At 59.9% G+C, this 14,632-nt stretch carries 17 protein-coding genes, 1 tRNA gene and 1 pseudogene; 10 read left to right on the top strand and 9 right to left on the bottom strand.

Annotation, left to right across the window (positions count from 1 at the left end):
- Positions 1-398, top strand: a pseudogene (locus PGX04_RS13365) (hypothetical protein); the annotation flags it as partial.
- A gap of 92 nt (positions 399-490) precedes the next feature.
- Here PGX04_RS13365 and PGX04_RS13370 read toward each other — a convergent pair.
- From PGX04_RS13370 to PGX04_RS13385, 4 genes are all read right to left on the bottom strand, one after another.
- Complete coding sequence (locus tag PGX04_RS13370; protein WP_273738951.1) at positions 491-901, bottom strand: CoA-binding protein; 411 nt, start codon at positions 899-901, stop codon at positions 491-493.
- Positions 902-992: 91 nt separating this feature from the next.
- Positions 993-1,625: an RAD55 family ATPase gene (locus PGX04_RS13375; RefSeq protein ID WP_273738952.1), complete on the bottom strand. Its 633-nt coding sequence runs from the start codon at positions 1,623-1,625 to the stop codon at positions 993-995.
- 193 nt (positions 1,626-1,818) lie between these two features.
- Entirely contained in the window at positions 1,819-2,679 is an 861-nt protein-coding gene (locus PGX04_RS13380) for a geranylgeranylglycerol-phosphate geranylgeranyltransferase (protein ID WP_273738953.1), read from the bottom strand.
- 278 nt (positions 2,680-2,957) lie between these two features.
- Entirely contained in the window at positions 2,958-3,140 is a 183-nt protein-coding gene (locus tag PGX04_RS13385; RefSeq protein ID WP_273738954.1) for a DUF7511 domain-containing protein, read from the bottom strand.
- A gap of 149 nt (positions 3,141-3,289) precedes the next feature.
- Between PGX04_RS13385 and PGX04_RS13390 the strand changes: the two genes are divergently transcribed.
- From PGX04_RS13390 to PGX04_RS13430, 9 genes are all read left to right on the top strand, one after another.
- Positions 3,290-3,364: transfer RNA gene (locus PGX04_RS13390), tRNA-Arg, on the top strand.
- A gap of 165 nt (positions 3,365-3,529) precedes the next feature.
- Positions 3,530-3,769, top strand: a complete 240-nt coding sequence (locus PGX04_RS13395) for a DUF7563 family protein (protein WP_273738955.1) — start codon at positions 3,530-3,532, stop codon at positions 3,767-3,769.
- A gap of 417 nt (positions 3,770-4,186) precedes the next feature.
- Complete coding sequence (locus PGX04_RS13400; RefSeq protein ID WP_273738956.1) at positions 4,187-4,555, top strand: hypothetical protein; 369 nt, start codon at positions 4,187-4,189, stop codon at positions 4,553-4,555.
- Positions 4,545-4,751, top strand: coding sequence for a helix-turn-helix domain-containing protein (locus tag PGX04_RS13405; RefSeq protein ID WP_273738957.1), 207 nt, complete (start codon positions 4,545-4,547; stop codon positions 4,749-4,751). Before PGX04_RS13400 ends, PGX04_RS13405 begins: the two co-directional genes overlap by 11 nt.
- A 426-nt stretch (positions 4,752-5,177) precedes the next feature.
- Positions 5,178-6,842, top strand: coding sequence for a DUF7845 domain-containing protein (locus PGX04_RS13410; protein ID WP_273738958.1), 1,665 nt, complete (start codon positions 5,178-5,180; stop codon positions 6,840-6,842).
- A gap of 532 nt (positions 6,843-7,374) precedes the next feature.
- Positions 7,375-7,920: an Lrp/AsnC family transcriptional regulator gene (locus PGX04_RS13415; protein WP_273738959.1), complete on the top strand. Its 546-nt coding sequence runs from the start codon at positions 7,375-7,377 to the stop codon at positions 7,918-7,920.
- Positions 7,921-8,022: 102 nt separating this feature from the next.
- Positions 8,023-8,307, top strand: coding sequence for a HalOD1 output domain-containing protein (locus tag PGX04_RS13420; protein ID WP_273738960.1), 285 nt, complete (start codon positions 8,023-8,025; stop codon positions 8,305-8,307).
- Positions 8,308-8,471: 164 nt separating this feature from the next.
- Positions 8,472-8,807: a DUF7344 domain-containing protein gene (locus PGX04_RS13425; RefSeq protein ID WP_273738961.1), complete on the top strand. Its 336-nt coding sequence runs from the start codon at positions 8,472-8,474 to the stop codon at positions 8,805-8,807.
- Between the two features lie 400 nt (positions 8,808-9,207).
- On the top strand, positions 9,208-9,462 hold the full coding sequence (locus tag PGX04_RS13430) for a DUF7692 domain-containing protein (RefSeq protein ID WP_273738962.1): 255 nt from the start codon (positions 9,208-9,210) through the stop codon (positions 9,460-9,462).
- Between the two features lie 351 nt (positions 9,463-9,813).
- On the opposite strand, the gene PGX04_RS13435 is transcribed toward PGX04_RS13430, so the two are convergent.
- The 5 genes from PGX04_RS13435 to PGX04_RS13455 all read right to left on the bottom strand — a co-directional run.
- Positions 9,814-10,197 (bottom strand): PD-(D/E)XK family putative nuclease, encoded by a 384-nt coding sequence (locus PGX04_RS13435; protein WP_273738963.1) that lies wholly within the window; start codon positions 10,195-10,197, stop codon positions 9,814-9,816.
- A gap of 160 nt (positions 10,198-10,357) precedes the next feature.
- A complete protein-coding gene (locus PGX04_RS13440) occupies positions 10,358-11,524 on the bottom strand; it encodes a hypothetical protein (protein WP_273738964.1) in 1,167 nt (388 codons plus the stop codon).
- Entirely contained in the window at positions 11,521-12,321 is an 801-nt protein-coding gene (locus PGX04_RS13445; protein WP_273738965.1) for a hypothetical protein, read from the bottom strand. Before PGX04_RS13445 ends, PGX04_RS13440 begins: the two co-directional genes overlap by 4 nt.
- On the bottom strand, positions 12,318-12,875 hold the full coding sequence (locus PGX04_RS13450) for a DUF8063 family protein (RefSeq protein ID WP_273738966.1): 558 nt from the start codon (positions 12,873-12,875) through the stop codon (positions 12,318-12,320). The genes PGX04_RS13445 and PGX04_RS13450 overlap by 4 nt, the downstream gene beginning before the upstream one ends.
- Positions 12,876-12,877: 2 nt before the next feature.
- Positions 12,878-14,632: Env/VP5 family phage fusion protein (locus PGX04_RS13455; protein ID WP_273738967.1), on the bottom strand; the 1,755-nt coding region annotated here is incomplete at its 5' end.

Consider the following 14,632-nt stretch of genomic DNA (forward strand, 5'->3'; position numbering starts at 1 on the left):
ACGCCGCCGCGTCAGAGTTGTACGCGTCGCTCGACCGATCGAACGAAGCGCTGCTCGCGGCCGCCGCTCGAGCGGTGACGTGGTACTGCGAGTCGGTCTGTTCGGTTCCGGTCGCCGAGACCGTCTCGCCGGACCAGCGACGAGTGATCCGCGACCGGCTAACGGGCGACGAGCGCTCGACGCGTCGGTACGTCGCCGAGCGCGTCGAAGAATACCGGTACCCGGTTGCCGTCGACGCCGACGAAATCGGTTCGACCGTCACCGAACTCCCCGACGAACCGCTCGTTCGAACGGCGATCCGTCTGCGACACCTCGAGTCGATCGTCGACGGCGTGATGTACACGACCCTCGACGACGCGCTGGCCGAGCTTCGAACGGCGTCCGAATCGGTTTCGTGATCCATCCTCTCAGACGGTCTGGTGTACCGATCTACCGGCGCAATCGCAGGACGGTTCGCGGGTGCTCCGGAACTGACTGACAACAGTCCGTATCAGGCCACCAGACGGCGGTGCTGGACCTTCATACACCGATCCTGGACGACGGTTCGACCGTCGGTCTCCGCGCGGGCCGCCGCCTCGTCGTCGCGGATGCCCTGCTGGGTCCAGATGACGCGCACGTCGTCGCGCTCGAGGGCCGCGTCGACGATCTCGCTCACCTCGTCGCTCGGGCGGAAAATACAGACGACCTCGATCTCCTCCTCGACGTCCGCGAGGGAGTCGTACACCTCGCGGCCGAATATTTCGTCCGCGAAGGGGTTGACCGGGATCACGTCGTAGCCGTGCTCGAGCAGGTACTTCGGCACGTCGTGGGCCGCCTTCCCGGGCGTGCTCGAGCAGCCGACGACGGCGATCGCGTCGTATCCGAGAATCGCCTCGAGTTCGTCCGCGGATTCGACTGGCATACCGCAGCGTACGGGATCGAGGAGTAAACGTGTCGGGGTTACGGTGACATCGGGCGGAACGTTGCCGATAGAAAACGTCGCTATGGCTACTCTACGTCGAAAACCCGGCCGTCCGAATCGTGGGCTCTTCGCCGTCGGCCGCTTCCTCGAGTTCGATGACGGCGTCGAACAGCTGTTTGAGCGTGTTCATTGTCTGGTCGTCGTGAGCCGTCGAGTCGATGACGTAAACGCCCAGCGCGTCGGCACTCTGGATTCGACCCGTGAAGACGTGGAGGAATCGAAAGACGGTCTGCAGATCGGAGTACATCAGCAGCGTCGAGACGGAGTGCAAGAGGACGCGGTTCTCGGTGACCCCTCGCGTCTCGTAGAACTCCTGAAGGAACTCGGAGAGTTTGATCCCGATACCGGTCATATCAACTGGCGAGGAGGCGTATTTGATCCGCGGATCGTCGTCGATGGTTCCGATGCCACGCTGTTTCGTCACGCAGTCGACGACGCCGATGTCCGGCTCGACACCCTCGTCGACGCGGTCGTCGAAGCTCTCGATGACTTTGTCAGCGCTATCCTTCGTGGTGACGATGATCGAGCCGTCACCGCGGTTCGCGCCGTTCGCGAGGATATCGAAGGCGATCCGTCGTTTCCCCGTCAGTGGCGGGCCCGCAACGAGTACGTTCGTCCCCGGATCGAGTTCGGCGTCCGGAAGGACATCTGCGAGGTCATACATACGGGATACTCACATCCATCGCCGTGGTAACGAGCTGGTACCACAGCTCACTCCGATGGCCGGCGTGTTGTATGAGAATACGCGAAGTCGCTTATAGTACTTTTGATTACAATACACGGATTACTCGTTCACTTGTCCCACATGTCCGGGCTATCGTCCACTTCCAATCGCGCTATACCGGTGCAATCGCGCACTACAATGGCAGTGACATCGAGAGGGCGGCACGACCGACGATAAACGCCACTGCGGCGAGAAACATCCCGTACTTGAGGTGTGACTGGCCGGCGGTCGGATCCGTGAAGCTCTCGTAGGCGGCGACGAGCATGATCGCGTCCGCGGGGACGACGACGAGTAGATATGCGACCCCGAACTCCTCGCGGAGGTAGGGTATCGGACTGGCGACGACTGCCGCCACGAGCAAGAGGGCCGCGACGGCGAGCGCTCGGCGTTCTCCGATCGTGATCGGGAGCGTGTGCAGTCCCTCCTCGCGGTCGCCCTCGACGTCCTCGACGTCCTTGATGATCTCCCGGGTCAGCGTCGCGATCGCCGCGAGCACGAAGAGCACGACCGCTGGACCGATCTCGCCCCCCTCGATCGCCGCGGCACCGAAGAGGAACGTGCTGCCGACGAGGTAGGCGACGAGCGCGTTGCCCAGTCCCGGAAGGCCCTTAAAGAACTCGGTGTACGCGATCAACGCCAGGAGATTGACGACCGCGATACCGATCGCCAGCCGGGGCAGTGTCAGCGCGAGGACGACCGCGCCGGCGAAGAGGACGACGCTAAACGCCAGCGCGCCGCGCGGACTCACCGCACCGCGGGGGATCGCCCGTTCGGGTCGGTTGATCCGGTCGATCTCCCGATCGAAGTAGTCGTTGATCGCGTTCCCCGCACCGACCGCCAACGCGGTGGCACCCACTGCTGCAGCGACTGCGATCGGCTCCTCGGTCACGCCGCCGGCGACGAACGAGCCGATGAACGTCAGCACGCCCGCCGCAATCACGTTCACCGGCCGCGTCAACTCGAGCAACCCGCGACCAGTCTCCCCGGCTGTCATACGCTGGAGTGGTCATGCGGACCGGTTAAACGGTGCGGTCCGCCGCCGAGAGGCCTTGCGTCCGCTCTCGGGTCGGTTGCTTCAGGATCGGCTTGACCGTTGGCGGCTTCGCTGTCGGTCAGCTCGATCGGCGGGTGCCGTGTCATTTCGGTGGGGACTCGAGTTGATCGCCCCTCGAGCGGACAGGGGCGACACTGGATTGGGATCGCTCGCAATTAGAACGAGACGGGAGCCGAATGTGAGCCAAACCGGCTTTCGTTCCGTCTCAGTCCGCCGTTTCAGCGCCACTTCTCGAGATCGCAGAGCACCTCGTCCTCGATATCGAGCCACTTGCTCACCCGCTCGTCGCCGCTCGCGTCCGCGGGGACGGCGGTCCAGACGCGCTCGTCGTCGGAGAGTAACTCGAGCGGGGTCGCACCGGACTGCACCTCGTCGGGGACGGGGGCCTCGGGTTTCGTCATGGTATGCGTAAATATTGTGACTACATACCAAAGACCCCCGACGACGATTGTCAGTGGGTGAAAATTCTCGAGCCATGGGCGTGTCTCTCACTGTCGAAAGCGGTGAAAATCGAGTGACTTATACGGGTACATCGGGAACGAAGCGATGCGGGCGCTTAGCTCAGTCTGGACAGAGTACTTGGCTTCGGACCAAGCTGTCACGGGTTCAAATCCTGTAGCGCCCACTCGCAGACGACTCGATTCTCGACTAATACTGATTCCACCGGAGAGACATCAAAACCTCCGTTCTCGCCGTTTTCCCCGGTCGGTAGAAGGGGGTCGAAATATGATCCCAACACGGAACGGGTTGCGGCCCCGCCACGTCGTGCGATTCTCATCGCAAACGCGGAGTGGTCAGCATGACGGTCGCGCCCTGGCCGTCAGTCGACAACTCGACCTGTCGTAATTGCGGAGCCCACATCACCGACCGGTTCCGCCGCGTCTTCGGTGACGACGACGACCGCGCCCACCGCTGTGGCGATTGCGATACCTACGCGCGACTGAGCCGCGGCTCCGCTGCTGGCGTCGATGTTTCGATCCCGGACCCGGAGACATCGCCCGGTCGTCACGGAGGTGAGGCCGATGTGTAGCGGGTTCGTTCCGGCGAACCGGTTGTACGATATCGAGAGTCGGACGCCCATAGCCCACCCGGCCTACCAAGCGACTGACGAGGACGTTCGGCGAGCGCTCGAGAACCGAGAGGTTCGCGCCGACGGCGGGCACTCCTCGAGCGGTACCGAACTGCCTACTCAAAATATAGACGAGATTTGGCCGGATCAGATCGACAACGACCACTCGTGGTCGCACTTCGGACAGATGAAGTCTGCTACTGCCTCTCCGTCTGAGACATACTTTTCGAGCTGCTCACCCAGCCCTTCATCACAATTCGGACATCGAGACAACATTCGACAATCTGGTTCTACCGATTTACAACAAATCAATCTGATCCCCCGTTGTGTTGGTGGATTAATCGACGATCACCACTCACTACTGCCGGGAGGTGACCGATGAGCCGAACCGGTCTCGGGCAGTTCGGCGTCATGCCGCCGACGGTTGTCCGCGAACCCACGCGAGACAGCGAGGACATCCATACCTGTCCGGAGTGCGGCCATCCCGTCGTCAAGTCGAAGGGATCCCAGCGGATCGAGAAACCGGACCTCGTACACGTCGCTTTGGCTGCCGCGTTCGATGTACTCGTTACGTTCGGGTGGCGGTGTGAGCGCCATCCTTACGAGATCGTGATGCCGATGCGAGTCGGCGGTGAGGACGCGAGCGCATTCGTCGACGGCTGGACCGGCGTCGAGATCCGCTTCTCTGACGAGCATGTTCGCCATGTCGCGACCCCCGAGCGGGAGGTGACCGAGCATGTCGAGTGAGCAAGCGACGCTCGTGGACTTTGGGCCAGATCTCTCCCAGCTCACCGAGGCCGAACGCGAGGCCTACGTCGCCTGCCGAGAGAACGGCGTCGGTGTTCGCGAGTTCGCCCGGCGGACCGATCGACAGCCGGGGACGATCGGGAACCTACTCGCTCGAGCCGAGGACAGGTTTGAAGAAGGGGGTCGGACGGTATGACCGACGGTGCTCATTCCTCGAGCAGTACTGGTTCCTCGACCGTTCGGAACCCCTCGTATCCGCAGGAGCACTTTTCCCTTCCTATTGGGCGAATTTTCCCTGACGAGAGCACTTTTGCAGCATATGCTGATCCGCAGCGCTCACAGGCACCGACGACGCGCTTGGATTGTGCCATATTATTCACCCACTTCATCAAAACAAGACCGATATCCCTTAATCTAGTTGGGGATTTCCGCCCATCTAACGACAAATCTGTTCATCAAAGCCGCTCACTTCATGCGGATACTGATCGCGAGGACGGTGAGAGCCGATGACCCGCATCGTTGAATCTGACGAGTGCGAGCGATGCGGTGACCGCGTTGACGCGCTTCGTCGGCTGTGCCCGGACTGTACGCGCATCGTTCGTGACGCGCGGGAGGGACCGCTGTGAGCGTCGATGTCACCGACGACCCGGTGCAATTCGACGATGTCACCGGGTCCGAGTCCGATACCTTCCCGAAACCCCGCGCCCACGGTGCAGCGGTGATGAACCATCTCGCCGATGTTCGGAACCCCGACGCCGGTCGGAGCGACGAACGGGGAACGCTGTACGATCGGTCGCTGTCCTACTGGCGCGAGCACGTCGGCGATCGCGACCTCGAGCCGCACGTCGCCGTCGACGACTTCGAGGCCGACTGGCTGCCGTCAGGAGACTATGCGCTCGTACTCACGTCGTCGCGGTGGAAGGCCGGCACCGGCCGCGGTGACGACTATCGGTCGTACTACGAGCAACACCTGAAGCTCCGCGAATGGGGGCCTGAAACTGACGACGGCGAGCGCGAACTTCGGAAGCCCGCGTTGGCGTTGCACGTCGAGATCATGCCGCAGTTCCGCGACATGGTCTACAAGAGCGGTGACTCTCTCGAGTGTCCCTACGGAGAGGGAACGCGGTTGCTCGCCTGGACGACGTGGGCTGAGGACCCCTTCGAGATCGAACGACGGATGTACGATGCGCTTCGAGCTGTCTACGGTGCCGGTGCGGTGGACCTCGACGATCGCGTTGATGACGCCCGCCGAATTTCGAAAGCGGAGGCACACATTCGGTTCCACATCGATAAGAAGAACCCTGCCGTCGAGACCCTTGAACAGTCTAAGCAGCTCATCGGCTGGGGTGGCGAGTCCGAGATCGACGCGCACCAGCGCCGCCAGAAAGAGGGGTGGCTCGAGGCGCTCGTCGAGAGCGATCGCTGGCATCTACTCGGGTTCGACCCCCAGCGGTACAGTACGGAGGTGAAGATCTATCAGGCGAATCAGTGGCACAAGAAGCCGAAAACTGACCCGTTCCACCATCCGAAGCTCGAGGCCTCCTACGCAGGCGTCGACCGCGGCGAACTACCGCACGTCTCCGAATGGGACGATGTCCTAGAGCACCTCCGAGCGGTTGTCGCGACGCACGCACGATGGGCCGGGATCGATCGCTCGGACCTCGCCGCCGACGACTTCTTTGATGGGCCGGAATCCGCGCCGTGGGACTTCGAGCGGCCGACAGGCCGCCGTAGCATGCTCCGGGAGAGGTACGAGGACCTCGCGACGGACATCTATCGGGAAGCGCTGAAAGAGTCCACCACGGCCGTCTACGACATCCTGCGAGTGATCGCCGAGCACGACGGCGCGAACTACGACACGCTCGTCGAGCGGACAGGGCTCGCGAGATCGACGGTGCGGTACCACGTTCGCCGCCTCGCCGAAACCGGGGTTGTCTCCCGCGAGGGGAACCCGGTGATGGTGTTCTTCGTCTCTCAGGTCGTCCTCGAACGAGCCCGCGAGATCCTTCGCGAAGTCCGTCCGGAGGATATGCCCGAGGATTTGGACGGACGGGCCGACGAGCGGCGTGAGCGGCGCGAGAAACAGCAGGCGAGTGACGACGACCAGACGGACGCGAATGACGCCGAAAGCGACGAGAGCACCGGCGACGCGACCGAGATCGGGTTCCAGTACCTCGAGCGATTGAGCGCATCGATTCACGACCTCGCGTACCTCCGTGAGCAAGAGCGGATCGACGATCGCGACGTTCGGGTTCGCGTTGACGAACTGCCGCCACCGCTCCAGTAGGTCGTCGTCGGTCCGGTTCGATTCGGCGGATAGCTGCAGCACGCGCCGTTGTTCCTTTGTTTCACTACGTCTCACCAGTGGTTCTTACATTCGTGCTCGACACATTCGTTTTCTGGAGATAATATTACTTTCACAAAGGTGTTAACGGGAACAGTCGACCTATTTTGGGCCAGTTTCGCCGACTCGAGCGCAAAGTTGAACCGCTGAAACAGCGGCGGACGCACGAAAATTTGGTCATTTCAGCGGTTGGCTCGGGTATCGGGGTTGCCGGGTACCCCTACGGTAGGTGCCCCTAAGGGGGCAGGGCAATTGCGCGGCGCGCAGAGCGCGCGCCGCGCTCGCGAAAAGTCAAGTTGGCCGATTCAGGACAGTACAACGGTGCTGCTCCACCAGGAGGAGAGGATGAGAACCTGATATCGAGTATTGTCAAGTCCGCTTACGAGGGAAGAGATTAGGCTATGACCGAGCGGTAAGTACAGGTGAAGGATATAGCACACCGGTCGGCATATACCCAGAAGCAATCACGAACGGCGTGCTGAATGCAAAGAAGGATTCCTCACAATCCTACCACGCTACTTTTTGGGATCAACCCGTTAGCAGCAATATGGTCCATAATCTCGACGATGTCGATCGGGGTATTATCCATATTCTCCAAGGGAACGCACGGGAGGCGACTGCCGCAGAGATGGGCGACATGGTCGGTACCTCTGCCAGCACAGTGCGAAACCGTATTGACTACCTTGAGGAAGGCGTGATTCGTGGCTACCATCCGGAACTCGATTACGAGGAAGCCGGGTTCGAACTCCACTTGTTCATGGTGTGTCGAGCGCCGACTGCAAGACGAACCGAGTTGGCGAAGGAGGCATTAGAACTCTCCGGCGTGATTAACGTCCGCGAAATGACAACCGGCGCTCACAACCTCCACATCGAGTCGGTAGCCGTCGATTCCGACACGGCTGATGAGACCCGTGCGGGACTCGAGGATCTTGATGATCTCGAAATCGTATCCACACAGATCATCAACGATTTTCATACTCAACCGTTCAACCACTTTGGAGCGGATATGATCGAAGATTGATTATGCCCCAAATATCTCTTTAGATACTGTGGTATAAACAAAATTATCAGATCATGTCGAGAGAATACACAGGATTAACCCTGCCCAGATAGAACGAGAGATGTGGAGACAACACTGGTTGGAACCGAAATCGTCGAGCGAGTCGCTGACCGTGAAGGCATTGACCCGGTAGACCTCAATGATCGACTGTATGATGTAATCGATGCGGATGCACTCGAAACCCTCACAAATACTAGCGATCGGCAGTCACAGGCTAATCTCTGTGTTGAGTTTGCGTATCACGGGTACGCAGTCACCGTCGTCGAGAGCGGGAAGATTATCATCGATGAGCAGCCAACGGAAACGAAAACGGACGAGTCGTCGCAGAAAAAGTCAGTAGACGATTGATCCAGAATACTGGTGGACTGCTACATCCACTCTGTTCTCGACTATACGCTGTTTAATCCCGAGTATATTGAGGTGCGATTTCCACAGTACCCTTCCGTGTATGGGCCGTTATAGCATACGTGATTGGGCATTCCCCAGAAGTAGATCTAGGTGGGTACAGTGACTTGGACGATCAATCGCTCGATGTAGTTTTCGACCTCCTCGCCGATCAGCGCCGTCGGTACGTTCTTGCGTGCCTGATAGATCACACGGAGGCAATCGGACTGGCTGATTTGGCTGCGGATGTTGCTGGCCGCGAGAATAAGGAGGCGGTTACAAAGCCTCCGAAAGAAAAGGTTCGAACTATCCATACGTCGCTCTACCATATACATATTCCAAAACTGGTGGAGGCAGGGGTCGTCGAATACGATCAGGATCGAGATCTGGTACGGGTATCGGAAACGGGTGAACAGATCGAACATCTTCTCACCGTCGCCGCCGATGGCGGAGAAGAGCGATAGTCATCTGCTCTGTCTGTACTGATCACTTCTGTAGGGCGGTGTCTCAGTATTGAATAGTTGAAATGTATTCAACACGCTTCGATAAATACGTTTTCTATCTTATATGTATTCTGGCGTGCAGTTCGCACACGTAGTTATCGCGGCGTTCAGTTAACCTCCGAGTGAATAGAAGGTGGTGAACCACTGTTCCGATTCAACTGTCCCTGGGGTCGCATGTCGATAAATCCCGTTCCCCGAATATGCACACGAGACGCAAACCCTCGTGTGCATATCTTGAGTTGCTCAGTCGTTTGAGATCGCGTTCTTCTCTGGAGAACCAACACGTTCCGCTGATTTCGGGCCGAAATGGGCCGTCCAGTGAGCCGAAAAAACTAGGATTTCGGGCGTCGTGTGTACGAGTATGCGAATCAGAACCGACGGCGACTATGCGTACCGACGAGACGCGATCGAACGCGCAGCCGACTTCTACGACTGTAACAAGACGAAGGCGGTGGTGAGTGCCTGCGACGACGTGCCGAAGTTCGTCCAGGCGTCTCGCCAAGTCCTCGAGCGCGACGATCTCACGCTTGAGCAGCGCCGAGAGATCGCCGAGACGCTCTCGACTCGAGCAGTAACGTTCGAAGTCGATACCGACATCGCTGTCACTACTGATTGAATTTTTGTCTCGAGAAGCGCCGGCCAGAGGCCAGCGCCGGAGCCCCCATCCTCCACAGATGATGTGTTAGATAGGAGGGTTTGAGATCGAGTTTGACAATTTGGCTAGTGACTTTCAAGTCGGAACGATCTCAGGTGCGGCGAGGTTCCGTATGTCTCGGAGTCGGACAGATTCAGTCGGACAACGACCGAATCCTTTCCCTCGCCATCCATTCCTTTGCATCATATAGACATAGTCTTGTCGGCTGCATGATACCTGTCGAAACAATCAATAGTAGTTACCGAAAATAATTGATTGCCTCCGATCATCTCCCCCCCCACCCATTCGGAGGCATCCCTACCCGCCGTTTCATCAAAAAATGGTATTGATCGCGATCTTCGCTTGTTCGGTCCCCCGGTGATCGCCGCCGCCGTGCCACCGAAGCAGCGGGAGATCGCTCGAGCGGACCATCTTATCACAAAGAATCGTGCAGCCCGATCGCCCATGTGGCCGGTAAACGACGAAACAGTACCAGCCGTCGTGCCGCCGGAGCTTTTCGTGGTACTCGCGGTAGACCTTCCAGTTCCCGGGCTGTCCGTCGGAATGCTCGTGCATTGTCGACTTGATCTCGGCGGGCGTCCCGTTCCCGAATCTCGCGTCGTGCCAGCTCGAGCGCTCGAGATCGAAGCGACGCTTTTCAGCCATCCGTTTTTCGACGGCGGTCCCGAAGTGGTTCGCTCGCTTCGACCGATTCACGCGGACCACGCGCGTCGCGCGCCGATATATATACTCCTCCGCTGGCCTCGAGCGGCGCGCCCATCGGTCGCTTCGCTCTCGGGAGGGAGCGAGCGCGGTGGGCTGTGGGCTACTCTAAAGGGGGGACAGTTACGCTTTACAGCTTGACACCCCGACGCAGTCATGCGATCACCTGTTCAACGGTGGAAACCCATTCCGCCTTCTCGCCGCCTTCGTCGATATCGTCCCACCAATTCGAGACGGTAGCGTGACTGTGCGGCACGAATTCAGCGGTTGCACGCGACGACATTCCCTGGCGACGGCAGATTTCCATCGTCCATGCAGCGACTTGTTTCACGTCTTTCTCGGCGATCGCCTCGTCTTTCTCGTCGCCTCCAGGCGCGGACCAGCTCCAATCGGCCTCGTCGTTCGTGTTGAAGCTCCAGTCGGTCGGCGGGATCCCCTCGAGCGGGCGCGGGTCCACGTCGACGAGACTGCCGTTCGAGACTCGATCGGCGACGACCGCGGATTTCTGCGATGTCTTTTTGATGATCGTTCCGACGCGCCAGAGCATCGGATGAATCGAACTCTCGTCGTGGCCTATGTAGATGAGAGCGCCGCCGTACTTGCGGATCTTGAACACGAGCGGCCCCATCAGTTTCCGCACCTTGTGGCCGTCTTCGCCGGCTCCACTGGCGTTCGTCGAGAACTCGTCGCCGATGAATAGCTTCGGCTGCTGCGGGTTCTCGACGGGGTCGCCGTCTTGACTGACCCACTTCTCGAGCAGCGGATAGTTCGGAATCCAGCCGTCTTCGACGGAGCCGTCGTCACGGACCCATCGGTTCGTCCGCTCGAGCGTGCGGATATTCGAGCCGACGAGCAGATTCCCGTCGACCCACCGCTCACGGAGCTGGCCCAACAGCCCAGAGAAATCGGTCTTCCCGTCTCCCATCTCGCCGAGTAGAACGATGACAGGCGCGGGCCCGGCGACCAGTTCCTGCAGGCGCGTGACGGCTTTGATTCCGGCTAAGTCTGCTTCCTGAGACGGGTCGCCGATGTAGTGCTTCAGTGTGAGCGTGTCGCCGTTCTCGAGCGCCTGACGGGCCGTCTCGCTCCCTTCTGCCTGCAGGATCTTCCGATTCTTGCCGACTGCCATGTAGTCCTTCGCGGGCTTCGTCTGCCAGCGGTCCGTGTCGTGATGAATCGCTCTCATCGCTAGCTGTCGGTCCACCTGTTCGTCACGAACGAACCCCGAATGCCGAAGGACTTCTTCGGGGTCGCGCTCAAGGTTGCCGTCCTGATACTCGCGAAAGCCGCCGACTGTGTAGTTGTCTTGCTCGTCGCTCATGGTTCTCCTCCGTCGGTTGCTGCCTGTTCTGTGGCCGATTCCTCCGCTCTGACGGGAGTTCTCGGGCCGTGCCCCTCGGTGTACTCATCGACGTACTGACCCACGTCTCGGATCTCGTCATCGTCCGACGCAGCGGCGTCCTCCTTGGCCGACTCGAACCGATCTTTGACGGCCGTCCGCGGGTTCATCAATCCGCGCTCGTCGGCCTCAGCTTCCTCGTTGATCACGTCGCCCTGGATCTGTAGCCCCATCTTGCTGATCCGACCGCGCAGCTGGTTCAGCTCAAGGAACGCCTCGACGAGATCGCCGTGGATGTCCTCGAGCATGGTCTTCGTCGTGACGAGTTTCGAGTCGGCCATCTGCGACATATAGCAGCCTCTGACGGTCAAATCGTCAATATCTTCGTGATACGTGAACTCGCGGACTTCGAAGGCATCGCCGTCGTTGCACACGTACGGAGACGGTCCCTCGACGGTCTTCTGACTCCACAACTCCGGCTCGACGTAGTATTTCTTCCTCACGTCATCGACGCCGTTGATGTGGTACACCGTCGTCATTCGCCGGTCTCGGAGCTTGCGCGCCCCGGTGACGAAGATCGCTATCAGCGGTGGTCCTAACAGGATCAGCGCCGCGAACCAGCCGAAGACGATCGGTGGGATGCCCGGCACCGACGGGCGAATCCAGAGGATCGCCACGCCGAGCGAGAACAGTACTGCGAACACGAGCAGCTGCGCCTCGGCGACGACGTAGGTGAGTCGGTCCTTCCAGTTCCCGAAGGTACCGCTCGTGTCGCTCATGCCTCGACCACCCCGGATTCCTCGGAACGGACGACGTACCACGCGCCGATTCCCGCGCAGCCGACAGAGATGAGAACGCCGGAGAACAGCCCCGTCTCACCGCCGAAGTGACGGAACGGGTTCGACTCTACCATCCCGGTCGAGACGATCGCGCCGCCTCCCGCGTCGAGTGATTTCTGCGTGGCGATCGCGACGGCCGCGCCCTTCTGCCCCTGCCGCGGCGAGACCATGAACGTGACCGTCTGCGTTCCCTCGTCTAACTCCCGCTCGCCGTAGTTGAAGCTCTTTGCGCCTTCCTCGAAGGCCCCTGACTCGGTGATACTGATTGTGGTCGGCTCGCCGGCCTCGATCTCGAGCGTGAACCGGCCGGGCTCGTAACTCCAGTCGGTTACTCGCGTCTCGTTGTCGATGATCCGAACGGCATCCTCCTCGGCCTGTGCGACCTGCTCGCCGTCGGTCTGGTTGGCCGTCTCGTTGCTCTGCGCGACGGCTGGCCCAACGCCCATGCCCATAGCCAGCGCTACGACCGTAGCAAAAATGAAAACTCGTCGCATGGTCAGTTCCCCAGCCCCGGAATAGCGTCGGTCACGATTCCGATCACAGCGAGGATGACGACGCCGATGATGCCCATTCCGAGCAGTCCGCCACCGCCGTTGAGCCAGTCCCCGCCGCCGAAGATCGGGCCGGGTCCGTCATCGTCTTCTTGCGATTCCTCGTACTTGTCAATCAGTTCCTGATTTCGTTTCTTCATCGCTTCCCATTCTTCTTGGGTGACGTAGTTCGAGTCGGTTTGAGGTTCGTCCTTCGAGAACGTCGATTTATCGACCTCGTTGCCGTCCGAATCAGTGATCTTCTCGACCGTGAAAGGCCGGTCGAGTTGGATCAATTCATACTGCGTGTCACCGGCCTCAGTGGTCATCTCTACCTCGGTGATCTCGGTGATCGCGTTATCGACTTTGCCCGTGATATCGGTCGTCCAGACTACTGGAGAGGCGGAGTCATCCTCGGTGAAGTCCTCATCCGAGAGAGTGACCTGCTCGCCTGCTGCCGTTGTGATCTTGAACAGTGTCTCAGTATACGGATCGGACGTGAACGTGACTATGCCGCCGTCGACCGCCGTTTCGTAGGCGGTCCAGACCGCGGAGGCTTGAGAGATGTCGTAGTTGAAATAGACATCTCCGGTCATGCTCGTCGGGTCGTAGGTCTCGCCGGAGACGATTCCGCCGTCCGGCGGCTCGGTCGGCGCGAGCATTCCCGAGATCGTCATGCTTCCGTTGTCGGACTGCATCGAGATCGTGGCCTCGCGCTCGAGGTCGACCGGGATATTGAGCGCCATCAGGTCGGCGATCGCCTGATTGACGCCCTCCTCGTCGGCCGACATCTGGGCGAGTTCTCGAGGCGTCAGCAGGTCTTCTGTGTTGAGAGTTCCCGCTTGTACCTCGCCGTAGACGTTATCGACCCATAGGATGAGGCCGTCCCGAACGGTGTTGAACGCCGACTGGATGTCCGAGTAAATCGAACTCCATTTGTTCGGGTTGAGGTAGTGGACCGGGTCACCCCCGGACGGAGACGTGATGATGATGCCGGGGTTTTGCGCACGGTCAGAACCCGCACCGGAGATCGGGTGGAACGTCGTTGTACCCTGTGTGGGGAGATTACCGTCATCCCCGTCGTGGGTGTGGGTGACGGAAATCGGGTTGATCTCCATCGTCGAGCCATCAGGCAAGTCCACCTGTTCGGTGGTGACAGAGATGCTGTTGACCGTTGTCGTTTCTACAGACGCTTCCCATCCTCCGAGGAAATAGGTGTCGTCGATGTCGCCATTACCGCCATACACGTCGGTTTTGGTGATGTCGGCATGGTCCGTCATCGAGGCCTCGAAGTTCGCAAGCTCTTGAGCAGTCTCATTCCAACTCTTGAGGAAGTTGCTTGCTACCGTTGTCTCGTAGGTATTCGCATCAGCGACAGCGGCATCCTGAACAGCGCTTTGCGTCTCTTGGGCGTTAAGAGCCTCTATCGCGGAGACTTTTCCCTCGGCAAACGCGGAGTGTTCGATTCCGGTGCCGATTATGTTCTGGTTGTCGACGAACGTGCTTTCGTTGTTAGAGTCCCTTTTGAGAGCGCTCTGGTGGATCTGCTCCCAAAGTGCATCAGGAGTCAGGCCTTCCGCCGGGTCGTCAGAGCCGATGATTTCGTACTCGCGAAGCGCCCAGCCGAAGCCGACAGCGCCGGATGCGCCTGCGGCAAAGGCTTTCCACGCGCCGGCTTCGGCGCGACCGACGGGTGAGAAGCGCGGGGCGATCGCCGAGCC

The organism is Natrinema soli (assembly GCF_028618695.1).